We start from the raw sequence: 25,343 nt of genomic DNA, 5'->3' as shown, positions 1-25,343 counted from the left end.
AAACCTTCAAGCGAGCCACGACGGCTTGCCCTTCGACAGGAAACTCTGCACGCCCTCGCGCCCTTCGGCGCTGGCGCGGATATCGGCGATGCGGCGCGCGGTGTCGTCGCGCAGCGTCGCGGTGATCGGGGCATGGGCCACGTCCTGGACGAGGCGCTTGCAGGCGCGCACGGCCGCCGGCCCGTTGGCCAGCAGCGCGGCCACGAGCGCATCGACCTTCGCGTCCAGCGCCTCGGGATCGGCGGCCAGCTCGTGGACCAGGCCCAGGCGATGCGCCTCGGCGGCGGTGAAGCGCTCGGCCGTCACGAAGTAGCGGCGCGAGGCCTGCTCGCCGAGCGCGCGCACGACGTAGGGCCCGATCGTCGCGGGCAGGAGGCCGAGCTTGGCCTCGGACAGGCAGAAGCCGGCGGACTCGGCCGCGACGACGATGTCGCAGACCGACACCAGCCCGACGCCGCCGGCGTAGACGTCGCCCTGCACGCGGGCGATCACCGGCACCGGGCAGCTGTAGAGCGTCCACAGCATGTGGGCCAGGCGGCCGGCGTCGGCATGGTTCTCGTCCCAGCTGTAGCCGGCCATCGCCTTCATCCAGTTCAGGTCGGCGCCGGCGCAGAAGGCCTTGCCCTCGGCAGCCAGCACGATCGCGCGCAGCGACGGGTCCTGGCCGAGCGCCTCGAACACCGCGCTGAGTTCGCCGACGACGGTGTCGTTGAAGGCGTTGCGGACGTCGGGGCGGTTCAGCGTGACGCGCGCGACCGCCTCGGCCGGGCCGGTGCGTTCGACGCGCAGCGTCGTGGGGAGGAAGTCGTTCGTGGTCATGGTTTGCTCCAGACGATCGTCCGGTTGACGGCGTAGAGGCGGCAGCGCTCCTCGCCGTCGGTGAACTGGTCGCACAACGCGAGCGCGCGCGACTGGGCGTCGTCGCCGTAGGCGTAGCCCCAGCGCGAGCCGTTCGTGGCGAAGGCGCGCGGTTCCTGCGCGGCGAGGAACTTGCGATAGCCGGTCGCGAGGCGGTTCGAGGGCAGGCCCTGGACCTCGTCGCTCACGGCGACCCCGCCGACCGGCGGCGGCAGCGCGCCGGGGAGGGGGAAGCCGAGCGGCTTCAGGAAGGCGTCGACGACCGGTTGCCAGAGGTCGTTGCCCCGCGCGAACAGCTGGTGGCCGTCCTCGCCGAAGGCCGGCATCTCGCGCGTCTGCACCAGGCCGCCCGCCTCGCGGTAGGCCTCGGCCCAGCGGCGCTGATGCTGCGGCGCGAAGAAGCGGTCGTTCTCGGTGAAGACCCACAGCGTCGGCACCGGCTGGCCGCCGGCGGCGGCCCGCCGGCCGAAGTCGGCGAAGCGGCGCCGCAGCTCGTCGGGCCGGCAAGGTTCGCCCGCGCGCGTGTCGGGGTTGCCGCCATGGCCGCCGGCGAAGTCGATCGCGGCCACGACGCCGGGCAGTCGTTCGCCGGTCGTCGCCAGGGTCGCGAAGCCGCCCAGGGACTGACCGATCAGCACGACGCGCGTCGCGTCGATGTCGGCGGTCGATTGCAGGTGGCGCACGACGGCCGACAGCTCGACGGCCGCCGCCTCCGCCGCCGACGCGTAGCGCGGCGCGTCGCACCGGACGCTGGCCTCCGGATCGCCCACCGTCGCGAGCTCGCCGTAGCCGATGCGCGTGGGCACCGCCACCGCGAAGCCCTTGCGGACGAAGTAGCGGGCCGCGGCTTCGAGCCGCTGGCGCGGCATGGCTGCGCGTTTCGCTTCCTGCGGCGGGCGCCCGTGGCTGATCACGGCCAGGGGGAACGGGCCGGGACCCGGCGGACGGAAGGTGGTCACGATGAGGTCCGCGTCCAGCGGGCGACCGAGGTGGTTCTCGACCGACACCGGCACGCGGATCACCGCCTCGCGGATGTCGTTGGCCAGGCGGACGGGCGCCGCGGGCTGCGCGTCGCCGGTGGTCGTGTCCTCCGCACGCGCGGCAACGCCGGCCAGGCCCAGGAGGGCGCCCAGGCAGAGCGCCGCGAGGCGGGAGGTCGGGCGGATCGAGCCGCTCATGCCGCTCATGCGCGCACTTCCGTGCCCAGCGCCTTGCGCATCAGCACGCTGCGATAGCTCTTCCCGGCCCATTGCACGTCGCCGATCAGCGCGTAGCCGCGGCGCTCGTAGCGGCTGCGCAGCGCCTCGGCGGGCTCGGCCGTGTCCAGCGCCACGTGCGCGTATCCCTGGGCAGATGCCCAGGCTTCGGCGAGGTCCATCAGCCGCTCGGCGACGCCCTGCCCGCGGCACGACGGATGCACGGCGAGCTGGGCCAGGATGGCGGTGTCGGCCTGCGTGTAGCACGCGGGCACCGGATCGCCGAGGTAGCGGCCGTCGGGCCGCTTCGGCGGCGCGACGGTGACCGTGCCGACCAGCTGGCCGGAAGCCGTCAGCGCGACGAAGGCCTGCCCGCTCTCCACGCGCTCGCGCGTCGTCTGGACGCTCTGATCGACGGCGGTGAAGTTCCAGCCCTGCGCCGCCAGCGACGCGTAGGACGCATGCAGCAGCGCGGTCAGGGCCTCGATGGAATCATCGGCGCCCAGCGGGCGCAGGATCAGGTCGGTCATCGTCGGAGCGGTCATCGCGCGGGTGGAACGAAGGTCGGCACCTTACATCCGGAACACGCCGAACTTCGTCTCGGGGATCTCGGCGTTCAGCGCCGCGGACAGGCCCAGCGCCAGCACGCGGCGCGTGTCGGCCGGGTCGATGACGCCGTCGTCCCACAGCCGGGCGCTGGCGTAGTACGGATGGCCCTGGTCCTCGTACTGCTGGCGGATCGGCGCCTTGAAGGCCTCCTCCTCGTCCGCTGACCACTGGCCGCCCTTGCCCTCGATGCCGTCGCGCTTGACCGTCGCCAGCACCGACGCGGCCTGCTCGCCGCCCATCACCGAGATGCGGGCGTTCGGCCACATCCACAGGAAGCGCGGCGAGTAGGCGCGGCCGCACATGCCGTAGTTCCCGGCGCCGAAGCTGCCGCCGATGATCACGGTGAACTTGGGCACCTGCGCGCACGCGACCGCCGTCACCATCTTGGCGCCGGCGCGGGCGATGCCTTCGTTCTCGTACTTGCGGCCGACCATGAAGCCGGTGATGTTCTGCAGGAACACCAGCGGGATCTTGCGCTGGCAGCACAGCTCGATGAAGTGGGCGCCCTTGTTGGCGCTCTCGGCGAAGAGGATGCCGTTGTTGGCGACGATGCCCACGGGCATGCCCTCGATGTGCGCGAAGCCGCAGACCAGGGTGTTGCCGTAGCGGGCCTTGAATTCATCGAAGGCGCTGGCGTCGACGATGCGGGCGATGACCTCGCGCACGTCGAAGGGCTTGCGCGTGTCGGTGGGGATCACGCCGTGCAGCTCGGCGGGATCGTAGGCCGGCGCCTGCGGCGCCTGCGTCCGCAGCTCGCCCTGCTTGCGCCAATTCAGCCGTGCCACGGACTGGCGCGCGATCGCCAGCGCGTGGGTGTCGTTCTCGGCCAGGTGGTCGGCCACGCCGGACAGGCGCGTGTGCACGTCGCCGCCGCCCAGGTCCTCGGCGCTGACGACCTCGCCGGTGGCCGCCTTCACCAGCGGCGGGCCGCCCAGGAAGATCGTGCCCTGGTTCTTGACGATGACGGTCTCGTCGCTCATCGCCGGCACGTAGGCGCCGCCGGCCGTGCAGGAGCCCATCACCACGGCGATCTGCGGGATGCCCTTGGCCGAGAGGTTGGCCTGGTTGAAGAAGATGCGGCCGAAGTGGTCGCGGTCCGGGAAGACCTCGTCCTGGTTGGGCAGGTTGGCGCCGCCGCTGTCCACGAGGTAGAGGCAGGGCAGGCGGTTCTGGTCGGCGATCTCCTGCGCGCGCAGGTGCTTCTTGACGGTGATCGGGTAGTAGGTGCCGCCCTTGACGGTCGCGTCGTTGCAGACGATCACGCACTCGACGCCGGACACCCGGCCGATGCCCGCGATCACGCCGCCGCCCGGCGCGGCGTTGTCATACATGTCCAGGCCCGCCAGCGGGGCCAGTTCCAGGAAGGGCGTGCCCGGATCCAGCAGCATCTCCACCCGGTCCCGCGGCAGCAGCTTGCCGCGCCCGACGTGCTTGGCGCGCGCGGCCTCGCCGCCGCCCTCGGCGATCTTCGCGAGCCGGGCGTTGAGGTCGTCGATCAGGCCGCGCATCGCGTCCGCGTTGGCCTTGAAGTCGGCCGAACGGGCGTTGAGCTTGGTGGGCAGCAGGGGCATGGTTCTGGGTCTCCGGTCGTGGGACCGTCCTGGACGGTCGACGGTCTTATGAGCCGCGCTCAATTCTGTGCTGGATTCTGTGCTGGAGCGCTGACTGGCGGCGCCGTTCCGGGATCGCCGGGCGGGCGCAAGGCGCGAAGCATAAGCCAGATGGCGAACGTTTCCAAGCCGGACACCAGGCGCGAACCTACTGACTTGAGCCCGGCTCAACAAACCCGGAGAATGGGGTCCTCATGAGCCCTGCCCCGATGTCCCGAGAGGCCGCCCGCCCGGACGCCCGCCTCGATCCGCCGTCCGCGGCCGCCCTGCCCGCGCAGCGCCGTTCGCCGGTGGGCGCGAAGGCGGAGCAGCGGGTGAAGGACATCCTGCGCGCGAGCCGCGCGGTGTTCGCCGAGCGCGGCTACGAGCGCGCGACGACCACCGAGATCGCGCAGCGGCTGGGGATCTCCGAGGCGACGGTCTTCACCTACTTCCGCGGCAAGCGCGAGCTTTGCATGCGGGTGATCGGCGACTGGTACGACGAGATCATCGAGGCGATCGAATCGGGGCTGCCGCGCGAGCGGCCGATCCGGGACCAGCTGGAGTTCGTCGTTCACACCCACCTGCGGCTGTTCCTGATCCAGGGCACGGGGCTGTGCGAGCTGGTGCTGTCGGAGGGCCGCAAGCGCGACACGCCGGTGGCGCGGGGCGAGGGCCAGGACTTCGGCGCCGCCTTCGTCGATCTGCAGCGCCGCTACACGGCGCCGCTGATGGACCTGCTGGCGCGCGGCCAGGCGCAGGGCGAGGTCCGGCAGGACATCCCGCTGCGGCTGCTGCGCTCGCTGGTGTTCGGGCCGATGGAGCACATGCTCTGGGAAGTGATCATCGCCGGCCGGCAGATCCAGGTGGACGCGGCGGCGCGCGATCTGGTCGCGCTGCTGTGGCCGGCGCTGCAGGCGCCGGATCAGGAGCTGAAGGCGCTGCGCCGCCTGAAGGCCCGCGTGGCCGAGGCGCTGGACGGGGGCGACATCGACGTCGCTGACGGCAAGGCCTGACCCTCAGCGCAGCGCGCCCCGGCGCGCAAGACCTGGGAAGGTCAAAAGATCAGCAGTTGAGGTCATGGCTCGACAGCCCCTGTTCGGGAACGATGACGGCTCCGACTTTCGAGTCATTCCATGGAGACCGACAACGTGAAACACGACATCGATCCCGCAGCTCAAGAGCTGCTGGGCACCGGCCATGCGCCGATGCGGATCCCTCCACCCTCCGCTCCTGGCGAGCACGCACCGCGCATCAGCGAAGACAACTTTGATCAGGAAGCCTGGGACTGCTGGTACCAGGAGCAGATCCGCCTGTCGATCGAAGACCCGCGACCGAACATTCCTTTCGATGACTTTGTCGACTGGATGGAGCGCAAGTTTCTGGACATGAGGAGCCGCCATGCTCAATCCCAAAACGATTGAATGTCGCCCCCGCGCCCTGCTCCGCATCGATCTGATCCTCGAGGAAATGGCCCGACACAATCAACTGGCCTCAGAAGAGTTCGGTCGGCAGATCGTCAAGAAGCTGCGATTGGCCCTGTCGTTCCCGATGCTGTATCGCGCCTCGTCGCGCGTGGCGGGGATCCGCGAGATCGTCGTCACCCCCAACTACTTCGTGCCGTATCGCATCACGCCCGAGGCCATCGAAGTACTGGACCTCGTCCACACGCGACAGAACTGGCCGGACCCCTCAGTCTCCGCGCTGGCGAACTGAGTCACAACGAACGGGCGACCGCATGCGGTCGCCCTTCCTCATTGTGGCCGTCGCTGAAGTCAGCGAGCCCGGCGTTCGATGAGCATGCTGAGCGCCGCCAATCCAAGCCCGACCACGGCCAGCCCTGCCCCCGCCACCGGCAGCGCGCGCAGCGAGGCGCCATGCGTCAGCATCCACCCGCCGAGCCACGCGCCACCGGCATTGCCCAGGTTGAACGCCGCGATGTTGAGCGTCGACACCAGCGCCGGCGCATCGGGCGCCTGTTGCATCATCCGCATCTGCAATCCGGGCACCGTCGCGAAGGCGGCCATGCCCCAGACGAAGACGGTCACGATCGTGGGCCACTGCCAGTCGAGCACCACCGCCAGCAGCGCCTGCACGATCGCCAGCGCGACCAGCACGCCCATCAGCGACGGCATCAGCTTCCAGTCCGCCAGCTTCCCGCCCAGCGTGTTGCCGATCGTCAGGCCGAGGCCGAACAGGAACAGCACGCCCGTGATCCAACCCGGCGTCAGGCCGGTGACGTCCGCCAGCATCGGCGCGATGAAGGTGAACGCGGTGAAGATGCCGCCGAAGCCGACCGCCGTCAGCGCCAGCGCGATCAGCACCTGCGGGCGCTTCAGCACCGACCAGTCGTTGCCCGCTTGCGCGGCCGTGTCGGCGTCCCTCGTCTTCGGCAGCAGCGCGACCAGCGCGATCGCCGCCACGATGCCCAGTCCGGCCACCGCGCCGAAGCTCGCGCGCCAGCCCCACGCCTGACCGATCAGGTTGCCCAGGGGCACGCCCAGCACGTTGGCCAGCGTGAGGCCGGTGAACATCAGCGCGATCGCGCCGGCCTTGCGGTCGGGCGCGACCAGTTCGCTCGCCAGCACCGCGCCGATGCCGAAGAAGGACCCGTGCGCCAGCGCCGCGACGATGCGGCCCGCCATCACGGTCCAGTAGCCGCCGCCGATCGCCGACAGCACGTTGCCCGCGATGAACAGCGCGATCAGCACCAGCAGCGCCCGCTTGCGCGGCCAGCCCGCGCTGAGCGCCGCCAGCGGCGGCGCGCCCAGCGCCACGCCCAGCGCATAACCGGTCACCAGCAGGCCCGCGCGCGGCAGGCTCACCGCCAGATCCTGCGCCATCGCCGGCAGCAGACCCATGATCACGAACTCGGTCGTGCCGATGGCAAAGGCCGCCAGCGCCAGGGCCAGGATCGGCAATGGGAAACCGCGCGCGGCAGGCCGTTTGGCGCCGGCATCGTCCAGGGTGGAAGAGAGGGAGGTCACGGAAGACTCCAACGTTGATTCAATGGCCCTCACTGTGATCTGTCGCTCCCCGGATGGGAATCCATCGAAAGGGATAAGCATCTGTTCCAGAATGGAAAAGACGGTGCCCGCATGATGCGGCGGCCACGGGAGATCCGGAATGAATGAACTCGATGACATGCGCCTGTTCGTGCGCGCGGTCGCGGCGGGCAGCCTGTCCGCCGCGGGACGCGAACTCGGCTTCTCGCCGGCCGTCGGCAGCAAGCGGCTGGCGCGGCTGGAGGCGCGGCTCGGCGTGCGGCTGCTGCAGCGCAGCTCGCGGCGCCTCGCGCTGACCAACGAGGGCGCGATCTACCTCGAACGCTGCCAGGGCATCCTCGCCGACATCGACGACGCCGAAGCCGAGCTCACGCAAGGCCGGCAGCAGGCGCGCGGGCTGCTGCGCGTGACCTCGACCGTCGCGCTGGGCCGTCGCTGCGTCGGCCCGCTCGCGGCCGAGTTCATGCGCGAGCATCCCGACGTCACCGTCCAGGTCTCGCTGTCCGACGCGCTCGTCGACCTGATCGAGGAAGGCTTCGACTGCGCCGTGCGCATCGGCGGACCGGCGGACTCGCGCCTGGTCGCCCGCCGCCTCGGCCCGAACCGGCGCGTGCTCTGCGCGACGCCGGACTACCTGCGCCGCCGTGGCACGCCGCGCGCGCTCGAAGAGCTCGCGGCCCACGACTGCATCCTGCAGGAACGCATCGCCACGCGCCAGTCGGACTGGCTGTTCATGCCCGCCGACGCGTCGGTGTCGCCCTCGCCGCGCACGGTCACCGTGCAGGGCCGGCTCGTCACCGACAACGGCGAGCAGGCGCACGACTGGGCCCTGGCCGGCCTCGGCCTCGTGCGGCGGGCGGTCTGGGACGTGGTCGACGAACTCGACGACGGCCGACTCGTCGAGGTCCTGCCGGAATGGGCCGGCGAGGTGGGTCCGCTGCAGCTCGTCTTCCCGTCGCGCCGACTGCTGCCGGCCCGCACGCGGCTGTTCATCGACGCATTGGCCGCGCGCTTCGCGCATTCGAGTGACCAGGCCCGCGTGCGTGCGCCTCTGCCTCCGAAGAAGCGTCGCCGTTGAGGGCTCGCCTCGGCGGCGCGTGAACGACAGCGCGTGGACAACAGCGCGTGGACGAAAAAAAGGGACCTTGCGGTCCCTTTCGGTGTGGCATTCCGTGTGAGGTTCGAGCCGGCCTGAGCCGGCGCCGATCACTTGAACGTGTAGTTGGCGGTCAGCGTCCAGTAGCGGCCGTAACCATTGTGCATGCCCGAGTTCCAGCCCAGGATCGTGCCGGCTGCGGTATTGGTGCCCGGATAGTAAGGCGCCTTCTCGTCCGTCACGTTCTGGATGTTGAGCGACAGCGACAGGTCCTTGAAGCCCGAGTACGTGTAGCCCACGTCGAAGGTCATCCACTTGCCGACCGCGCAGTTCGGGTAGCGGTTGATGTACAGGTCGCGGCCGTTGGTCGCCGTCGGCGCCACGCCCAGCACCGTGCGGCCGGTCAGGCCGTCCGGGTTGGCGCCGCCCCAGTGGCAGGTGTTGCCCGAGTAGTACTCCGGCACCGAACCGTCCATGCGACGGATGAACGACACCCCGCTCACCCAGTTCATGGCGCCCATGATCGAGTGACGGCCGTCGACTTCCAGCGTCGAGGTCGCACGGAACTTCAGGCGCGGCGTGTCGCCCGCGGAGGTCGCCCAGTCGGCCAGACCGCCGTTGGTGCCGACCAGGTTGTTGCGCGCGTCGCCGACGTGCTCCTCGCGGCTGTAGCGGGTCATGTAGGTGCCGCGCAGCTGGTTGGTCCAGCGCAGCCCTTCCTTCGGGATCATGTTGGTCTTGACCTCGAAGTCGATGCCCGACACCTCGGTGCTGCCCTGGTTGACCCACGGGGTCTGCACGAACAGCAGCGGACCGGAGTTCGCCACGCCCGGCAGTTGCAGCGCCGGATTGGTGTCGCGCAGGATCAGCGTGGGATACCGCTCGGGGTGGTCCACCACGCTCTGCACGTCCAGCAGCGCCACTTCGCCCTTCTTGATGATGTTGAAGTAGTCGACCAGGATGTCCACGTTCTTGCTCGGCGAGAAGATCACGCCGAACGAGTGGCTCTTGGACTTCTCAGGCTTCAGCTCGGGGTTGGACGTTCCCACGCCGGCCACGCTCTTCGCGCAGTCCGCCGCGGCGGCACCGGGCTTGGGCGTGACGCCGTCTTCCTGGCAACGCAGCGGATCGATGACGCCGTTCACGAAGTACTGCGCGCCGCCCGGAGCGATCTGAGACACGGCCGGGGCCCGGAAGCCCTCGGAGTAGGTGCCGCGGAACGACAGTTGCGGCAGCACCGTCCACTTGGCGCCGACCTTGGGCACGAAGTTCGTCTTGATGCCGGGGTACTTGTCGGCACGGCCCGCGAAGTCCATTTCGAAGGTCTTCAGGAAGGGCGTGCGGAACTCGACGAACGCCGACTTCACGGTACGACCGCCGTCGATCTGCGTGTTCGCCAGGCCGAGGATCTTGCCCGTGGCGTTCAGCGGATCCGGCGTGATCTCCAGCGTCTCGCGACGGATTTCGACACCGGCGGCCGCGCCGATGGCGCCGCCCGGCAGCGAGCCGAACTCGGTCGCGACCTTGGCATCCCATTGCCAGATCGAGGCATCGGCGTTGTTGGTCAGCGGACGCGACAGATTGGGATCGGCGGCGATCTGCGCCAGCGTGCGGCCGTTCGGGCCGAGCATGGTGCGCAGCACGTCCAGGTTCAGGAAGCCAAAGCTGGTTTCCTCACGCTTGGCCTTGTTCCACAGGACCGCGCTTTCCCAGTCGAAGTTGCCGGTCGTGCCCTTGACGCCACCCAGCGCGCGGTACTGCTGGTTGGTCAGCTCGCTGCCGCCGCGGATGTTCTCGAAACGCATCTGCACCGAGGAGCGGGCGTTCGTGAACGGGTTGTCCGGATGACCGATTTCCAGGATCGGCTGGAACGACGGCGCCACGTTGCCCAGCAGGAAGTTGCTGCTCGGGCTCAGGCCGCTGATCGTGCGCGAGGCGCCGAGGTAATCGCGCTCGGTGCGCGCGTAACCGGCTTCGGCGAAGGCGGTGATGTCGTTGGTGACGCGGAAGCTCGCGCGGGAGATCAGGCTGCCGTCGGTGCCCTTGTTCTGCGCCTCGTTGAAGTTGTCGAGGTTGTAGTTGCAGAACGTGCGGCCCAGCAGCGGGGCCGTGGAAATGCCGTAGACCGCGCCGCCCGTGATCAGTTGCGACGGATCGCAGTTGGTGCGGTTCACCACGTTCGCGGCCGTGCCCTGCGGGAAGCTCAGGTTGCCCGGCGCCGCTTCACGCGTCAGGAAGGGCGAGGCCGACGAGAACGACCCGTAGGGGTTCAGGCGCAGGTTGATCTTGGCGTAGTCGTCGGCGTGGATGTCCTTGACGTCGCGGGTCATGGTGCGCCCGCGGTGCGTGATGTCCGCGCTCACCAGGACGTTGAACCCGTCCTTGGCGAAATCGCCGAAGCCGAACGCGCCGTTGACGGTCTGACGGCTGAATTCGCCGTCGTCGTTGGCGCCCACCGTGGCGCCCATCTGGATGCCCTGGTAGTCGTTCTTGGTGATGAAGTTGATGACGCCGCCGACCGCGTCGGAGCCGTACACCGCCGAGGCGCCGTCCTTGAAGATTTCAACGCGTTCCAGCGCGGAGACCGGGATCGAGTTCAGGTCGTACAGCGTGGACGTGCCGTTGTTCGGGTTCGCATAGGCGGCCGGCGTCAGGCGGCGGCCGTTCAGCAGGATCAGGGTGGACGTGGAGCCCAGGCCCCGCAGCGACGCGGTGGCGACGCCGCGCGAGAAGCTGTTCTGTCCCGGCGTGTCGCTGAACCCGTCGGTGCCCATCGCGGGCACCATCTTCATCAGCTCCAGCGCCGTCTTCGCGCCGCTGGCGCGGATTTCCGCGGCGGTGATGCGGTCGATCGGCGAGGTGCCTTCGGCGGCCGTGCGACGGATGTTGGAACCCGTGACTTCCACGCGCTCCAGTTGTTGCGAATCCTGCGCGGCGGCGATGCCGCAGGCCAGCGTGCTGGCGATCGCGATGCTGGTCAGCACCAGCGCCCTGTGGGTAAGTTGACGAGACATTTGCGGTCCTCTTCTGAAATGGGGAGCACCCGGTGGTGGCGCTGTTCCCGAACGATTGCAGAGCTCACGAGATCGATGCGCCCCGTGCGATGCATGGACCGATTTTTTCAGTAGCTCCTACCTGCGGTTTACCTACTTAAACATTTGCTTCACCGCGCAGCAAAAGAGCGACAGACCTATAAGAAGAAACCCGAAAGTCATGGGCCAAAGCAGGGGGAACCCTATCCCCACAAACCCCCTCAAATGCAGGCGCAAATCACACGGAAATGACGGGTCATTGACATGAAGAAGTCATCGACGGACGAAAAAAAGCCCGGCCGAGGCCGGGCTTGAGTGGATGCGATGACCGGGTCGGGAAGGCCCCGACCGCGGCATCCGGCGTCTCGCGACGCGATCAGAAGTCGTAGGACGCGCCCACCTTGTAGCTGCGCGGACGCAGGCTGTAGCCGTCGCGCAGGTTCACCGGACGCTCGTCGCCCATCAGGTTCAGGATGTTCAGCGACAGGCGCAGGTTCTTGATCCCGGTGTAGGCCAGGTTGAAGTCGGTGCGCAGGTCCTCGTCGATGAAGCACGGCAGGGCGCCCGGCTTCAGGCGGGTCTGGCAGGCGGCTTCGCTCCACGAGGCCAGGTCCGTCTCGTCACGGTTGAGCGCGGTCTTCGACGTGTAGTTGAAGCGCAGACCGGTGCTCCAGTCGCCCTTGTTCCAGGCGGCCGAGAACACGGCCTTCAGGCGCGGGTTCTGGTACATGCCGACCTGGTTGGGACGCCAGCCGTTCGCGTCGATGTCCCAGGCCTTGTAGGTCAGCGCATAGGTCGCCGCCAGGCCCAGGTTCAGCGTGCCGAACGCGCCCGCCGCCACGCGACCCTTCAGGTCGATGTCCACGCCCGAGGTCTCGGTCTTGCCGAAGTTCTCGTACTGCAGCAGCAGCGACGTGATCTGGCCGGCGCCCCAGGCCAGGTTGCTGCCCGGCGCCAGCAGGTTGGCGCGGTCGACCCAGGCCTGTTCCTGCGCGGTGACCGGGCCGCGGCTGATCATGTCCTCGTAACCGGCCTTGCCTTCGCGCTCCAGCACGTAGGACGGATCACGCGAGTTGATCTCGTTCTTGCGCTCGATCTTGAAGTAGTCGACGGCGATCGACGCGTTCTTGGTCGGCTCGAAGACGAAGCCCAGCGTGATGCTCTTGGAGGTCTCCGGCTTCAGGTTCGGGTTGGCCGAGATCATCGCCGGCACCGAGGCCAGGCAACCGCTGTTGTAGGCCGCCGTGGCGTCGGACTTGTCGGCGGCATTGCCGTTCTTCAGGATGTCGCGCAGCTTGGTCGCGGTCTCGCAGCGGCGCGGGTCCACCGTCGAGTTGAAGAAGCCGGTCACGCCGACCTGGCCCAGCGTCTCGGGGATGTTGGGCGCGCGGAAGCCGCCGGCGACCGTGCCGCGCAGTAGCAGCTGCGGCATCACTTCATAACGGACGCCGAGCTTGGGCGACACGCGGCCGTCGAAGCCGGTGGCCTTGTCGAAGCGCAGCGCGCCGTTCAGTTCCAGACCCTTCAGCACCGGCGCGTTCAGCTCCAGGAACGCGGCCTCGAGATTGCGCGAGCCGTCGATCAGGACCGAACCGCGGCCGACGATCTGGGCCTTCAGGACGTTGTCGGTCGACTTGATCGACACGCCTTCCTGACGGTGCTCGGCACCCAGCGCGAAGGCCAGCGGGCCGCCCGGCAGCTGCAGCAGCTCGCCGCTCAGCTTGGCGTCCACCCAGGTCTGGTGGTTCTTGCCTTCGGAGCCGTTGACCGGGAACAGGCGGTCCAGCAGTTCCTTGCTGTTCGGGCCGCCGATCTTGTATTCGCCGGAAGCGACGGCGGTGAACAGGTCGCGCGAGCCCCAGCGGCTGAGCTTGTCGGCCTCGGCGGCATTGCGGCCGACCGACACTTCCCAGTCCATCTCGCGGAACGTGCCCTGCACGCCGGTCAGCACGCGGTACTGCTTGCCGGTACCGTCGTAGTTGAAGATGCTCGGGTCATCCATGAACCGGTAGTCGATGCCCACCGGCGCGCCGGTCGGGTTGGCCGGGTTCGTGGCGGACAGCACCGGATGCGGCACCGACTGCGCGACCTTGTTGAAGCCGTCGTACCAGCGCGAGGTAGCGCCGGCGCCGATGGTCATCGGCAGGTTGCGGTACTCGGTGGTCGTCTTCGAGTAGGACACCTCGGCGAAGGCCTGGATGTCCTCGGTCACCTTCGCGCGGGCGGCGCTGAAGAAGTTGATGCGCTTGGCCGGATCAGACACCGGGTTCAGGCCGTTCACATCGGTCACGCACTGGCCCGACGAGTTCAGCGTCGTGCAGCCCGCCACCGGCACGCGGTTGGTGCCCACGCGCAGGTTGCCGGGGAAGGAGCTCAGGCTCGGATCGCCGTAGGCCGGGTTGAAGATGCCCTTGTGCCACGCCGGATAGTCGTCCTTGACGTCGGCCACGGTGTAGCCCTCGCGGCGATAGGCCTCGATGTTGGCGAAGACGTTGAAGCGGTCCTTCTCCAGGTCGCCGAAGCCGGCCACGATGCTGGCCTGGCGCTGCGCGCCGACGCTGGGGTTCTCGTTGAACGTGTAGCTGGCGGACGCGCCGACGCCGTTGTACGAGCGGCGCGTGATGATGTTGATCACGCCGGCCATCGCGTCGGAGCCGTAGATGGCGGAAGCGCCGTCCTTGAGCACTTCCACGCGCTCCACCGCGTCGGCCGGGATCGCGTCGACGTTGACGAAGGTGTCCTTGGCGCCGTCGGCCAGACCGAAGTTGGCGACGCGGCGGCCGTTCAGCAGCACCAGCGTGGCGCCCTTGCCCAGGCCGCGCATCGACACGCCCGAAGCGCCCGACGCGAAACTGGTGTTGTTGCCGTCGTCGCGGATCTCGGTGCTCGAGGTCGACGTCAGCGTGTCCAGCACCTGGCGCACGGTGTTGGCGCCGGTGCGGCGGATCTCTTCACGGTTGTAGACCTGCACCGGCGAGGCGGTTTCGGACGCCAGACGCTTGATGTTGGAGCCGGTCACCTCGACGCGCTGAAGCTGGGTCGTGTCCTGTGCCTGGGCTTGCGCGGCCTGCGCGCAGCACAGCAGCGCCGCGGCGGCGCTCAGGGACAGGGAGAGCTGGGTGTTTTTTCTCATACTTCCACTTGCGAATTGATGAAGGGCCGGATGGATGGCATCGGCCGAGGAGACCGGCGGCCGGATCGGCGCCGGATAGCGCCCGAGGGGTGTCCCGGTGGGCGCAAGGGGGCGGATTCTGGGGAGGGGGCGACCCCATGTCCGTCGTCATCCATTGCAAAACAGCAACATTCGTTCACCTCGTCGGATCCACCCTTCGCATTCACGGGCGATCAGCGCCCGACTGCCGCAAAAGCGGGCGAAGTCGGCGCCAAAACGGGGGATGGCAACGGTGCCAGAAAGGGAAAACCCTCTGCCCGTGTGAAGGCACCATTCAGGTGCGCTCAGCGCCCACTCGTTTGAGCTAGCCCTTCTAGGTGGGCCGGGCGCGTGAGTCATGGCCTGGCCCCGCACGCTGGAAGTTCGAAAGGGATACGCTTGCGCACCCCAAGGCGCAAGACCCGACCCCAGGAGGAACCCCATGTCCATTTCGATGACCGTGAACGGCAAGGCGGTGACGCTCGATGCCGATCCGCAGATGCCCCTGCTGTGGGCGCTGCGCGAAGACCTGCAGCTGACCGGCACCAAGTTCGGTTGCGGCATGGCGCTGTGCGGCGCCTGCACCGTGCACCTGGACGGCCAGCCCGTCCGCTCGTGCCAGACGCCGCTGGAAGCGGCGGCCGGCAAGAAGATCACGACGATCGAGGGCGTGGGCGCCACGCCCGCCGGGCGCGCCGTGCAGCACGCCTGGCTCAAGATCGACGTGCCGCAGTGCGGCTATTGCCAGAGCGGTCAGATCATGAGCGCCTGCGCGCTGCTGGCAGGCAAGAAGAAGCCGTCGGACGCGGACATCGACGGCGCCATGAGCGGCAACGTCTGCCGCTGCGGCACCTACAACCAGATCCGGGCGGCGATCCACGACGCCTCGGCCACGCTGACGAAGGGAGGCTGACATGAGCATGGCCTTCGACAAGGACGCCCTGTCCGCACTGTCAGCACGGTCCGCGCCCTCGCGGTCCGCCGCGGACCCTTCCCTGGCAGCCGCTTCTCCAAGCCGCCGCTCGCTGCTCAAGGGCGGCGCGGCGCTGACCGTGTCCTTCGCGCTGCCGCTGGCCGCCGGTCGCGCGGCCCTCGCGCAGACGCCGCCGGGCGCTGCCGCCTCCAACACCTTCGCCCCCAACGCCTGGCTGCGCATCACGCCGGACAACAAGGTCACCGTCGTGTGCGGCTCGGCCGAGATGGGCCAGGGGGTGCTGACCGCCATCCCGATGATGGTGGCGGAGGAACTCGACGCCGATTGGGCGCTGGTCTCCGTCGAGCAGGCGCCGGCCGACGCGGCGTACAACAACCCGATGTTCGGCATGCAGGCCACCGGCGGCAGCACGACGGTGCGCGCGCACTGGACGCCGGTGCGACAGGCCGGGGCCGCCGCCCGTCAGATGCTGGTCGCCGCGGCGGCGAAGCAGTGGCAGGTGGACGCCTCGTCGCTGCGCACCGAGCGCGGGCAGGTGATCGGACCCAACGGCCGCAAGGCCAGCTACGGCTCGCTGGTCGCGGCCGCCGCGACGCAACCGGTGCCGGAGAAGCCCGCGCTGAAGGACCGCAAGGACTTCCGCATCATGGGCAAGCCGACGCGCCGGCTGGACAGCGCGGCCAAGATCAACGGCACGGCCAAGTTCGGCATCGACGCGCACGTGGACGGCTTGCTGGTCGCGGTGATGGCGCGCGCGCCGATCGCCGGCGCCAAGCCCAAGGCCTTCGACGAAGGCAAGGCCAAGGCGGTGAAGGGCGTGCGCAAGGTCATCGCGATCCCGTCGGGGGTGGCGGTGCTGGCCGACGGCTACTGGGCCGCCAAGCAGGGCCGCGACGCGCTGGGCATCGAGTGGGACCTGGGCGCGCATGCGGACCTGTCGTCGGAGAAGGTCTCGAGCACGCTCGACGACGGCCTGCAGAACGCCACCGCGATCGCGCGCGAGGAAGGCAACGTCAAGGACGGCAGCGCCAACGCGGCGCGCAACCTGTCCGCGCAGTACGACGTGCCCTACCTCGCCCACGCCGCGATGGAGCCGCTGAACTGCCTGGCCTGGGTCAAGGGCGACGAGGTCACCATCTGGGCCGGCACGCAGAGCCAGGGACCGGCGCAAGGCATCCTGTCGCAGGTCGCGCAGGTCACGCCGGCGAGGGTGAAGGTCAACACGATGCTGCTGGGCGGGGGCTTCGGCCGACGCTTCGCGCCGGACTTCACCATCGACGCGACGCTGCTGTCCAAGCTCAGCGGCAGCCCGGTCAAGCTGGTCTACGCCCGCGAGGACGACATGGCCGCCGGCTACTACCGGCCGACCTCGCGCGTGCGTTTCGAGGCAGGACTCGACGACAAGGGGCGGCCGCTGATGCTGCGCGCGGACGTCGCCAGCCCGTCGATCATGGCCGCGTCGGGCTTCATGAAGATTCCCGAGAACGGCGTCGATTCGATGGCTGTCGAAGGGCTCGCGGACCATCCGTACGAGATCCCGCATCAGCGCATCGCCTACGGCCGTGCGGAGCCGGGTCCGCAGGTGTGGTTCTGGCGCTCGGTGGGACATTCGCAGAACGCGTTCTTCATCGAGAGCTTCATCGATGAACTCGCGCACGCCGCCAAGACCGATCCGCTGAAGTACCGGCTGGCGCTGCTCGAGAAGCATCCGCGCGCGCGGGGCGTGCTGCTGCTGGCTGCCGAGAAGGCCGGCTGGAGCCGGCCGCCGGCCAAGGGCCGGCATCGCGGCATCGCCGTGGCGGAAAGCTTCGGCACCTGGGTCGCGGAAGTGGCGGAAGTCTCGGTGGCCAAGGACGGCGGCATCAAGGTCCATCGCGTGACCGCGGCCGTCGACTGCGGGCAGACCGTCAACCCGCAGACGATCGCCCGGCAGATCGAGGGCGCGGTGGTCTACGGACTGTCGGCGGCGCTGTACGGACGCATCACGTTCAAGGACGGGAAGGTCGAACAGAGCAACTTCCACGACTACCCGGTGCTGCGCCTGAACGAGATGCCCAAGGTGGACGTGCACATCGTGCAGAGCAACGAAGCGCCCGGCGGCATCGGGGAACCCGGCACACCCCCGATCGCGCCAGCCGTGGCCAACGCGATCTTCGCAGCCACCGGGAAGCGGCTGCGCCAGTTGCCGTTCGACAGCGAGGCGCTCAAGCAGACTTGATCAAGCAGGCTTGATCAGGCAGGCCGGAGCGCCCGCCGCACGCTCAGGAGGCCGGCGGGTAGCCGGCCTCGCTGAGCACGTCCGCCAGCCGCTCGCGGCTCAGACCGCTCTCCACCGTCACAGTCTTCTGAACCAGGTCGACGTTCACCGCAGCGTGTTCGTCGACCTCCTTGACAGCCTCGGTCACCGCCGCGCGGCAGTGGCCGCAACTCATGTCGGGAAGCTTGAATTCATGCATGTCAGACTCCTTCGGTTCAATCAACAGGTCGAAGCCTAAACCCTGCCATCGTGGGAAGGTCAAGCTTGCGTCGGGCAAGCGCATCTGCGGAATCCGGTGCCGGCCGCCCTCATACGCTCGCAGGCTCCGCTAAATCGGTCGGCCGGCACCGGATCCCGCAGATCGAACCATCGAGTTACTGCGGCCGAACCACCGAGTTGCTGCGATCGAACCACCGAGGCACTGCGACGGGACCACCGTAGCCCTCGGGCCTTGGACATCTCTCCCATCAGGGGCATGGCCTTGACCTTCCCATCATGGCAAGCTTGAGACTGAGGCCATGAATACCACCATTCCCCCTTCACCCACCTCCGCTGTCGCCGCAAGTGCAGCCGGCGCGATGGGTGCCGCCGCCATCGAGCACCAGCTCGCCGTGTCCGGCATGACCTGCGCCAGCTGCGTGAATCGCGTCGAACGCGCCCTGCGCAAGGTGCCCGGCGTCGAAACGGCCGAAGTCAATCTCGCCACGGAAAGCGCCAACGTGCGCGCTCCCATCGGCGTCACCACCGCAGCGCTCGTCGCCGCCATCACCAAGGCCGGTTACGACGCCCACGAGATCGTCGCGGAGGACGACACCCCGCCTCCGCCACCGGCCTGGGCCACAACCGGCTGGCCCGTGCTCACCGCCGCGCTGCTGACCCTGCCGCTGATCACACCCATGATCGCCATGGCCTGGGGCGCGCACTGGATGCTGTCGGGATGGTGGCAGCTCGCGCTGGCGACGCCCGTGCAGTTCTGGCTGGGCGCGCGCTTCTACCGCGCCGGCTGGGCCGCGCTGAAGGACCACAGCGGCAACATGGACCTGCTGGTGGCGCTGGGCACCAGCGCGGCCTACGGCCTCAGCGTCTATGAGCTGCTGCGCGAAGGTCCGATGAGCCCGGCGCTGTACTTCGAATCGGCCGCCGCGGTCATCACCCTGGTGCTGTTGGGCAAGTGGCTGGAAGGCCGCGCGAAGCGCCAGACGCTCAGCGCGATCGCGGCGCTCAAGCAGCTGCGTCCCGAACACGCCCGCGTGCGCCGCGGTCCCGCTGGCGCCGAGGTGGAGGTCGAGGTGCCGCTGGCGCTCCTGCGGCTGAAGGACCTGACCGTCGTGCGTCCGGGCGAGCGCATCCCCGCCGACGGACGCATCCGCGAGGGCCGCAGCGCCGTCGACGAGTCGCTGATCAGCGGCGAGAGCCTGCCGGTCGACAAGGCCGAAGGCGACCGCGTCGTCGGCGGCGCGGTCAACGGGGACGGTCTGCTGCTGGTCGAGGTGACGGCGCTGGGCGCGGAGTCGACGCTGTCGCGGATCGTTCGTCTGGTGGAGTCCGCGCAGGCGCACAAGGCGCCGATCCAGCGGCTGGTCGACCAGGTCAGCGCGGTGTTCGTGCCGGCGGTGCTCGTCATCGCGGCGGCGACGCTGCTGGCATGGGGTCTGTCCACCGGCGACTGGGAACGCGCGCTGATCCATGCCGTCGCCGTGCTGGTGATCGCCTGCCCTTGCGCGCTGGGGCTGGCGACGCCCGCGGCGATCATGGTGGGCACCGGCGTCGCCGCGCGCCGCGGTCTGCTGATCAAGGACGCCGAGGCGCTGGAGCAGGCGCGCCGCGTGGCGCTGGTCGTGTTCGACAAGACCGGGACGCTGACGGAAGGCAAGCCGCGCTTGACGGATTTCGTCGCGGCACCGGGCGTGGGCGAGGCCGACGCGCTGGGCCTCGCGGCGGCGCTGCAGATGGGCAGCGAGCATCCGCTGGCCCGCGCGGTGCGTGACGCCGCGTTCGAGCGCGCGCTGACGACGGCGCCGGCCGCGTCGGTGCGCGCGATCGCGGGCCGCGGCATCGAGGGCCGCGTCCAGGCCCGCGCGCTGATGCTGGGCAGCGGACGCTGGATGGCGGAACTCGGCGTCGACCTGTCGCTGCTGGCGTCGCTGGCCGAGGCGGCGCTCGCGCAGGGCCGCACGCTGTCGTGGCTGGCGGCCGCCGACGGCCCCGGTGCGCCGGTGCTGCTGGCGATGCTCGCGTTCGGCGACCGCGCCAAGGCCACGTCGGCGGCGGCGATCGCCGATCTGAAGGCGCTGGGCCTGCGCACGCTGATGCTCAGCGGCGACAACGCCGCCGCGGCGAAGGCCGTCGGCGAGGCACTGGGACTCGACGAGGTCCGCGCCGAGCTGCTGCCCGAGGACAAGGCCCGCATCGTGACCGAGCTGCGCGCCGACGGTACGCACGTGGCGATGGTGGGCGACGGCATCAACGACGCGCCGGCGTTGGCCGCCGCGGACGTGGGCCTGGCGATGGGCGGCGGCACGGACGTGGCGATGGAAGCGGCCGGCATCACGCTGATGCGCGGCGATCCGCGCCTGGTCGCCGAAGCGATCGCGCTGTCGCGCGCGACGGTCGCGAAGATCCGCCAGAACCTGTTCTGGGCCTTCATCTACAACCTGCTGGGCGTGCCGCTCGCGGCGCTGGGCCTGCTGAGCCCGGTGATCGCCGGCGCGGCGATGGCGCTGTCCAGCGTCTCCGTGCTGGGCAACGCGCTGCTGCTCAAGCGTTGGAAAGGACCCGCGCGATGACTGGCTCCTCCGCCCGGTCCTCCTCCGCCCGATCCTCCTCGGCCAAAGCGCCCGCTGCCCCCGCGGCGTCCGCCACGAGCGGTGCGCCGCTGACCATCGGCCAAGCCGCCGAGCGCTCCGGCGTGTCGCCGAAGATGCTGCGTCACTACGAATCGCTGGGCCTGCTGCCGCCGGTCGCCCGCACGGAGTCCGGCTACCGGCTTTACGGCGAGAAGGAGGTGCACACGCTGCGCTTCATCCGCCGCGCGCGCGACCTGGGGTTCTCGATGGCGGAGATCGCCGAGCTGGTCAAGCTCTGGCAGAACCGCCGCCGTGCCAGCAGCCAGGTCAAGCGCATCGCGGAGACCCACATCGCCGACCTGGACCGCCGCATGGCGGAGATGCAAGCCATGCGACGCGCGCTGGCCGAGCTCGCGCACTGCTGCCACGGCGACGACCGCCCCGATTGCCCCATCCTCGACGACCTCGCACAAGGAGCCACGCCATGAGCGCCCCCCACGATCCCGCGGCAGGCCCGCACACCGCCAGGCACACCGCCCCACATGCCGAGCCCCACGTCGATTCCCATGTCGATCCCGTGCCCGCCCGCTGGGAGCGCATCGCCGCGCATCTGGGCAACGTCGGCGGCCTGACGATCCGGCGCGCGGTGCCGACGCCGAAGCGCCGCATGATCGCCGCCTGGTGTTTCCTCGACCACGCCGGCCCCGCCGACCTGACGCCGGACAACGCGATGCGCGTCGGCCCGCATCCGCACACCGGCCTGCAGACCTTCAGCTGGATGATCGAGGGCGAGGTGCTGCACCGCGACAGCCTGGGCTCCGAGCAGATGCTGCGCCCCGGCCAGGTGAACCTCATGACCGCGGGCAAGGGCATCAGCCACACGGAGGAATCGCAATCCGACCGCCTGCAGCTGGCCCAGCTGTGGATCGCGCTGCCCGACGCGGTCCGGGATCGCGAGCCGGCCTTCGAGCACTTCCCCGAGCTGCCGTCGTTCGCGACCGGCGGCTTCGACACGATGCTGCTGGTCGGCGAGTTCGGCGGTCACCGCTCGCCGGTGCCCAGCCACACGCCGCTGCTGGGCGTGGACCTGAGCGCCGCGCGCGCCGCCGAGGCGACGATCCCGCTGCACCCGGACCATGAGTACGGGCTGATGGTGCTCGAGGGCGAGTTGTCGGTGACGCTCGACGGCGAGTCCACCGGCGCGAGCCAGCCCGGCGAGCTGCTGTACATCGCGCCGGGCGCGCAGTCGCTGAAGCTGCTGTCGGGCGGCGGCAAGCGCCGCGCGCTGCTGCTCGGCGGCCCGCCCTTCGGCGAGCCGGTGCTGCTGTTCTGGAACTTCGTCGGCCGCACCCGCGAGGAGATGCAGGTCTACGCCGAGGAATGGAACAGCCGCGAGGACGGCGGCCGCTTCGGCGAGGTGCGCGGCTTCGACGGCCCGCGCCTGCTGGCACCCGTCGTGCCGCCGCTCAAGACGCCCCGGTAGGCGCGGTCGTCGCGGTCGGCACGGTCGGCCCGGTCGGCGGAGAGGGACGCGTCCCGGGCGCGGGAATCCACGCGCGCAACCAGCGATGCGCGCGGTCGTTGTTGATCCAGCCGCGGCGCAGGGCGGCTTCGACGAGCCCGGCGTAGGCCCACACCGCGGTCGTGACACGCCGCTCGTGCGCCGGCGGCGCCAGGCGCCTGCCCTGGCGGCCGAACCGTCTGGACCGGCCGCGCAGCGCCAGCAGTTGCCGCAGATCGGCGGACGCCAGACTGCCTTCGTCGCACAGCCGCAGCAGGAACTGGCCGATCAGCCTCACCGCCCAGGCCTGGTCCGCGAGCAGGGCCGTCGCCAGCGGCGAGGGCTGTCGTCGGCCCGGCCCCCACAGCCTCGACAGCTCCGACGAATTCAGATGCGCGTCGCGGGCCGTCTTCGCCATCAGCCTCAGCAACGGGGTCAGGGCGTCGGGGTCCAGCGCCAGCACGGCGCGTTGGAGGAGCGGCACGCCACGCTCGTCCGGCGCCGCCAGGAGGGCCAGCATGTCCCGACGCCCGATCCAGCCGCTCGCCACGCCCACCGCCAGCGCTTCCATCCACAGTGCCGCGGCCTGCAGCCGGCCCGCCATCACGGCGTCGCCGATCGCGGACGGAGTTCCCGGCATCCCCGCGAAGGACGGGAACAGCGCGCCCCGCCACCGGCAGCGCTGCAACTCGAGCGCATGCGCGACCAGCACACGCACCACGTCGAGTTCGCCGTGCCACATCGCGGCGCCGATCGCGACATGACCGCCGCGACGGTACCAGCGGGCGCAGGTGGGCACCTGCTCCGCGGCGGACCGCTGGAGGCCCAGCACCGACAACTCGTCGTCGAGGTGCTCCTGCACGGCGCGCGCGTGGCCGGCGGCGGCGGCCAGCGACAGCGCATGCGGCTCGTCGGCCTGGCCGAGCAGCAGGCGGCTCACCTGGTCGCGCGACAGCAGGCGGTCCTCCCGCGCCGCGCGCAATGCCGCCCGGTAATGGCCAGCGGCCTCGCGGGATCCCTCGCGCAGGGCCGCGTGATAGGCGCCCGAGCCGTCCTCGTTCAAGACCTTCAAGGCATCGAAGAGCTCGGCATCGTCCAGCACGCCCTCCCGCGCGATGCGGATCAGCGCCCGCGTCCAGACGCCGACGGCGTCGGCATGGTTGCGCGTCATCGCGAGCCTGAAGCCCTCCCAATGGCCGGGGCCGTAGCTGTCCGTGATGCCCATGACCAAGGCCGCGAGTTCCGGCCGCGTCAGCACCCCGCGCGCATGGGCGCCTTCGACAGCGCTCAGGAAGACCTGCAGCGACTCGGCCTCGCCGTGCGCGAGCGCCACGCCGATGGCGCCCAGGTTCTCCTCCACCCCGCCGGCGAGGATCTCCCGAAAGGGCGGCGACAGCGACAGCATCGCCGGCCTCGGCCCCGCCTCCGGCCGGAGTCCGCGCACCGCCAGGATCGTCGCCACGAGCTCGCGCACGAGTTCCTTGCCGCGCGGCAGCGCCATCGCGCAGGCGAGCGCCGACTGTCCGCCATCGTCACGCGCCACCAGCGCCAGCCCCCGCTGCCGCGCGGTCAAGGCCGGCAAGGCGATCATCAGGAGCTCGAGCCAACGCCGCAGGCGGTCGACCTCGCCGCACCGGGTCGCGTCGGCCAGGCGGCCGGCCCCGTCACAGGCGTTCCATGCCAGCGCGGCGCCCGCCGCCTTGCCCGGCAGCAGGCGCGCGAACAGCGCGCCGTGCCCGGCGTCGTCGGCGGCGAGCATCAGCCGCGGACAGAGGTCCGGATACAGGGCGGCGATGCGATGCCGGTCCAGCCAGGCGCCGCAGCGTGCCTCGCCCATCCGGCGCCACCACTGCCCCACCAGCTCGTCGTTCACCAGCCACTGGGGCGCGATCCGGATCAATGCGTCCTCGGGGTCCAAAAGGATGGGCAGGCGCGCCAGTCCCTCGCGCGCCGCCACGTTCAGGAGGGGGAGGCGGCCCGTCGCCATCAGCCGATCGAGCTCCCTCAGGACCCCGCCCTGCACCGGCCGCGCGGCCCCCGGGTCGAAGTCCTCGTCCTCGCCCGCCTGCACCCACCAGAGTCCGTCCGTCAGACAGCGCAGCCGGTGGGGCGTCGCGTCGGGCGCGCGCCAGCTCAGGCGCGTCTCGATCTCGCGCTTCGGAATGGCGCCGGCCGTCATGAGGTTCCGCAGGGTCTGGACAGCCAGCCAGGTGGGATCGGTCGCCAGCGCGATGTGACCGTCGACCTCGTCTTCGCGGAACACAGACCAGCGATGCACGAGCCCCACCAGCGTGCGCTCGATCGCGGCGATCTCCTCGTCGATGGCCGCCTGCTGCGCGGGGGTGGCCGGCCAGATCCGGACGAGGTCGACGCCCTCCGCGATCAATCGTCCGCGCAGGGCCTGCAAGGCCTCCTTGGCGAGGGAGTAGGCGACCGCTGCGGGGGACACCCGTTGCTGCAGGGCGAGCCGGGCCCGTGCCACGAGGTCGCGGGGAAGCGCCGCGGCGTCGAAGTGCCGGTCGCGCGGCTGGCTCCGCGCGAACGGCAGATCCAGCCGACGCCCCAGCGCGACGACGTAGTGCGCCTCGAAGTTGACGAGCGTGCGCGGACCTTCGGCCGGATCGCGCCCCATCGTGGCGCGCACGACCTCCAGCAGCGTCTGCTGGACCAGATCGTCGCGGCGCAGGGCGGCCGCCTGTGTCGCCCCACCCGCCATGCAGGTCAAGCGGTGCGTGGCGTCGTGCCAGGCCTTGACGCGTCCGGTCTCGCACAGCTCGAGGTCTTCGACGAAGTCTTCCAGTGCCTTGCGCCGCAGCTCGGCGGGCACGCGCGCCTGCGCGACCGGATTCGCGAGCGCGTGCAGGAACGCCTGCATGCGCACGGCGCCTTCGCCTCGGAAAAACTCCTTGAGCTCATCCGTGTAGCGCGGGTCCGTCGGGTCAGCGACGCGCGTGGGCAGATCGTCGAGCAGGTCGGCCTCGTCCCTCGCGCCCAGCGCCCTCGCGACCTCCGACAACGCGGCGCAGGCTGCGGCCAGCGTCGGCCGCCGACCTGCGCCCGCATCGACCGGCACATCGACCGCCGCGTCGGGCGGCGCGTCGGCCTGCGCATCGGACGACGGCGCCGGCGGGATCCCCGTCGCGAAGCCGAAAAGCGGATCGAAGGGGATGTCGGGCGGGCCGACGATCGCGGTCGGGAAGGCGGGGACGGTCAGCATGCGGCAAGGCGGTAGGACGAAGTCCGCTTTGTCGTGCCGCGGCCGGGCCCCGCGCTTCCCGAGAGTCCGTGCCGCCGCGCGCGCGCCCTGCGCGATACGCGGGCCCGCCTGA

18 protein-coding genes are annotated in these 25,343 nt (G+C 70.2%); 9 read left to right on the top strand and 9 right to left on the bottom strand.

Translation table 11 applies throughout. From position 1 onward, the window contains the following. Window positions 1-6: 6 nt before the first annotated feature. Genes AC07O8_RS09090 through AC07O8_RS09075 form a run of 4 tightly spaced genes read right to left on the bottom strand, consistent with a single transcriptional unit; the run spans window position 7 to window position 4,234 of the window. Entirely contained in the window at window positions 7-819 is an 813-nt protein-coding gene (locus tag AC07O8_RS09090; RefSeq protein WP_495047716.1) for an enoyl-CoA hydratase/isomerase family protein, read from the bottom strand. After that, window positions 816-2,045: an alpha/beta hydrolase family protein gene (locus tag AC07O8_RS09085; protein ID WP_495047715.1), complete on the bottom strand. Its 1,230-nt coding sequence runs from the start codon at window positions 2,043-2,045 to the stop codon at window positions 816-818. Before AC07O8_RS09085 ends, AC07O8_RS09090 begins: the two co-directional genes overlap by 4 nt. Continuing rightward, the gene (locus AC07O8_RS09080) at window positions 2,042-2,599 is read right to left on the bottom strand and encodes a GNAT family N-acetyltransferase (protein WP_495047714.1); all 558 of its coding nucleotides are present in this window, start codon (window positions 2,597-2,599) and stop codon (window positions 2,042-2,044) included. The genes AC07O8_RS09085 and AC07O8_RS09080 overlap by 4 nt, the downstream gene beginning before the upstream one ends. Before the next feature lie 27 nt (window positions 2,600-2,626). Then, entirely contained in the window at window positions 2,627-4,234 is a 1,608-nt protein-coding gene (locus AC07O8_RS09075) for a carboxyl transferase domain-containing protein (protein ID WP_495047713.1), read from the bottom strand. 248 nt (window positions 4,235-4,482) lie between these two features. On the opposite strand from AC07O8_RS09075, the gene AC07O8_RS09070 reads away from it, so the two are divergent. The 3 genes from AC07O8_RS09070 to AC07O8_RS09060 all read left to right on the top strand — a co-directional run bounded on the left by AC07O8_RS09070 (window position 4,483) and on the right by AC07O8_RS09060 (window position 5,968). Then, entirely contained in the window at window positions 4,483-5,268 is a 786-nt protein-coding gene (locus AC07O8_RS09070) for a TetR/AcrR family transcriptional regulator (RefSeq protein ID WP_495047712.1), read from the top strand. A gap of 120 nt (window positions 5,269-5,388) precedes the next feature. Beyond that, the gene (locus AC07O8_RS09065; RefSeq protein WP_495047711.1) at window positions 5,389-5,676 is read left to right on the top strand and encodes a hypothetical protein; all 288 of its coding nucleotides are present in this window, start codon (window positions 5,389-5,391) and stop codon (window positions 5,674-5,676) included. Next, the gene (locus AC07O8_RS09060) at window positions 5,654-5,968 is read left to right on the top strand and encodes a type II toxin-antitoxin system RelE/ParE family toxin (RefSeq protein WP_495047710.1); all 315 of its coding nucleotides are present in this window, start codon (window positions 5,654-5,656) and stop codon (window positions 5,966-5,968) included. Before AC07O8_RS09065 ends, AC07O8_RS09060 begins: the two co-directional genes overlap by 23 nt. A gap of 59 nt (window positions 5,969-6,027) precedes the next feature. Here the strand turns inward: AC07O8_RS09060 and AC07O8_RS09055 are convergent, their stop codons facing one another. Continuing rightward, the gene (locus AC07O8_RS09055) at window positions 6,028-7,239 is read right to left on the bottom strand and encodes an MFS transporter (protein WP_495047709.1); all 1,212 of its coding nucleotides are present in this window, start codon (window positions 7,237-7,239) and stop codon (window positions 6,028-6,030) included. A 139-nt stretch (window positions 7,240-7,378) separates the two neighbouring features. Between AC07O8_RS09055 and AC07O8_RS09050 the strand changes: the two genes are divergently transcribed. Then, window positions 7,379-8,335 carry a LysR family transcriptional regulator gene (locus tag AC07O8_RS09050; RefSeq protein ID WP_495047708.1) on the top strand — a complete coding sequence of 319 codons (957 nt, stop codon included), beginning with the start codon at window positions 7,379-7,381 and terminating at the stop codon, window positions 8,333-8,335. 128 nt (window positions 8,336-8,463) lie between these two features. On the opposite strand, the gene AC07O8_RS09045 is transcribed toward AC07O8_RS09050, so the two are convergent. Next, window positions 8,464-11,367, bottom strand: coding sequence for a TonB-dependent receptor plug domain-containing protein (locus AC07O8_RS09045; protein ID WP_495047707.1), 2,904 nt, complete (start codon window positions 11,365-11,367; stop codon window positions 8,464-8,466). A 394-nt stretch (window positions 11,368-11,761) separates the two neighbouring features. Beyond that, entirely contained in the window at window positions 11,762-14,518 is a 2,757-nt protein-coding gene (locus tag AC07O8_RS09040; protein WP_495047706.1) for a TonB-dependent receptor plug domain-containing protein, read from the bottom strand. A gap of 460 nt (window positions 14,519-14,978) precedes the next feature. Between AC07O8_RS09040 and AC07O8_RS09035 the strand changes: the two genes are divergently transcribed. Continuing rightward, window positions 14,979-15,449 carry a (2Fe-2S)-binding protein gene (locus AC07O8_RS09035; RefSeq protein ID WP_495047705.1) on the top strand — a complete coding sequence of 157 codons (471 nt, stop codon included), beginning with the start codon at window positions 14,979-14,981 and terminating at the stop codon, window positions 15,447-15,449. Window position 15,450: 1 nt separating this feature from the next. Further along, on the top strand, window positions 15,451-17,688 hold the full coding sequence (locus AC07O8_RS09030) for a xanthine dehydrogenase family protein molybdopterin-binding subunit (protein ID WP_495047704.1): 2,238 nt from the start codon (window positions 15,451-15,453) through the stop codon (window positions 17,686-17,688). A gap of 43 nt (window positions 17,689-17,731) precedes the next feature. On the opposite strand, the gene AC07O8_RS09025 is transcribed toward AC07O8_RS09030, so the two are convergent. Then, on the bottom strand, window positions 17,732-17,926 hold the full coding sequence (locus AC07O8_RS09025; RefSeq protein WP_495047703.1) for a heavy-metal-associated domain-containing protein: 195 nt from the start codon (window positions 17,924-17,926) through the stop codon (window positions 17,732-17,734). A gap of 379 nt (window positions 17,927-18,305) precedes the next feature. On the opposite strand from AC07O8_RS09025, the gene AC07O8_RS09020 reads away from it, so the two are divergent. Genes AC07O8_RS09020 through AC07O8_RS09010 form a run of 3 tightly spaced genes read left to right on the top strand, consistent with a single transcriptional unit; the run spans window position 18,306 to window position 21,996 of the window. Then, window positions 18,306-20,513, top strand: a complete 2,208-nt coding sequence (locus AC07O8_RS09020; protein ID WP_495048121.1) for a heavy metal translocating P-type ATPase — start codon at window positions 18,306-18,308, stop codon at window positions 20,511-20,513. Then, the gene (cueR, locus tag AC07O8_RS09015) at window positions 20,510-21,001 is read left to right on the top strand and encodes a Cu(I)-responsive transcriptional regulator (RefSeq protein ID WP_495047702.1); all 492 of its coding nucleotides are present in this window, start codon (window positions 20,510-20,512) and stop codon (window positions 20,999-21,001) included. Before AC07O8_RS09020 ends, cueR begins: the two co-directional genes overlap by 4 nt. Then, on the top strand, window positions 20,998-21,996 hold the full coding sequence (locus tag AC07O8_RS09010; RefSeq protein ID WP_495047701.1) for a pirin family protein: 999 nt from the start codon (window positions 20,998-21,000) through the stop codon (window positions 21,994-21,996). The genes cueR and AC07O8_RS09010 overlap by 4 nt, the downstream gene beginning before the upstream one ends. Here the strand turns inward: AC07O8_RS09010 and AC07O8_RS09005 are convergent. Next, entirely contained in the window at window positions 21,980-25,231 is a 3,252-nt protein-coding gene (locus AC07O8_RS09005; protein ID WP_495047700.1) for a hypothetical protein, read from the bottom strand. The genes AC07O8_RS09010 and AC07O8_RS09005 overlap by 17 nt on opposite strands. Between the last annotated feature and the right edge of the window lie 112 nt (window positions 25,232-25,343).

This window comes from Roseateles sp. GW821-FHT09G09 (assembly GCF_059415965.1).
Note: the sequence above shows the minus strand (reverse complement) of the source record. Positions and strands in the feature narration are given on the sequence as shown.

Excerpts from the sequence above, each read along its gene's own strand:
- AC07O8_RS09090 (WP_495047716.1), bottom strand. The coding sequence starts at position 819 with ATGACCACGAACGACTTCCTCCCCACGACGCTGCGCGTCGAACGCACC.
- AC07O8_RS09085 (WP_495047715.1), bottom strand. The coding sequence starts at position 2,045 with ATGAGCGGCATGAGCGGCTCGATCCGCCCGACCTCCCGCCTCGCGGCG.
- AC07O8_RS09080 (WP_495047714.1), bottom strand. The coding sequence starts at position 2,599 with ATGACCGCTCCGACGATGACCGACCTGATCCTGCGCCCGCTGGGCGCC.
- AC07O8_RS09075 (WP_495047713.1), bottom strand. The coding sequence starts at position 4,234 with ATGCCCCTGCTGCCCACCAAGCTCAACGCCCGTTCGGCCGACTTCAAG.
- AC07O8_RS09070 (WP_495047712.1), top strand. The coding sequence starts at position 4,483 with ATGTCCCGAGAGGCCGCCCGCCCGGACGCCCGCCTCGATCCGCCGTCC.
- AC07O8_RS09065 (WP_495047711.1), top strand. The coding sequence starts at position 5,389 with ATGGAGACCGACAACGTGAAACACGACATCGATCCCGCAGCTCAAGAG.
- AC07O8_RS09060 (WP_495047710.1), top strand. The coding sequence starts at position 5,654 with ATGCTCAATCCCAAAACGATTGAATGTCGCCCCCGCGCCCTGCTCCGC.
- AC07O8_RS09050 (WP_495047708.1), top strand. The coding sequence starts at position 7,379 with ATGAATGAACTCGATGACATGCGCCTGTTCGTGCGCGCGGTCGCGGCG.
- AC07O8_RS09045 (WP_495047707.1), bottom strand. The coding sequence starts at position 11,367 with ATGTCTCGTCAACTTACCCACAGGGCGCTGGTGCTGACCAGCATCGCG.
- AC07O8_RS09040 (WP_495047706.1), bottom strand. The coding sequence starts at position 14,518 with ATGAGAAAAAACACCCAGCTCTCCCTGTCCCTGAGCGCCGCCGCGGCG.
- AC07O8_RS09035 (WP_495047705.1), top strand. The coding sequence starts at position 14,979 with ATGTCCATTTCGATGACCGTGAACGGCAAGGCGGTGACGCTCGATGCC.
- AC07O8_RS09030 (WP_495047704.1), top strand. The coding sequence starts at position 15,451 with ATGAGCATGGCCTTCGACAAGGACGCCCTGTCCGCACTGTCAGCACGG.
- AC07O8_RS09025 (WP_495047703.1), bottom strand. The coding sequence starts at position 17,926 with ATGCATGAATTCAAGCTTCCCGACATGAGTTGCGGCCACTGCCGCGCG.
- AC07O8_RS09020 (WP_495048121.1), top strand. The coding sequence starts at position 18,306 with ATGGGTGCCGCCGCCATCGAGCACCAGCTCGCCGTGTCCGGCATGACC.
- cueR (WP_495047702.1), top strand. The coding sequence starts at position 20,510 with ATGACTGGCTCCTCCGCCCGGTCCTCCTCCGCCCGATCCTCCTCGGCC.
- AC07O8_RS09010 (WP_495047701.1), top strand. The coding sequence starts at position 20,998 with ATGAGCGCCCCCCACGATCCCGCGGCAGGCCCGCACACCGCCAGGCAC.
- AC07O8_RS09005 (WP_495047700.1), bottom strand. The coding sequence starts at position 25,231 with ATGCTGACCGTCCCCGCCTTCCCGACCGCGATCGTCGGCCCGCCCGAC.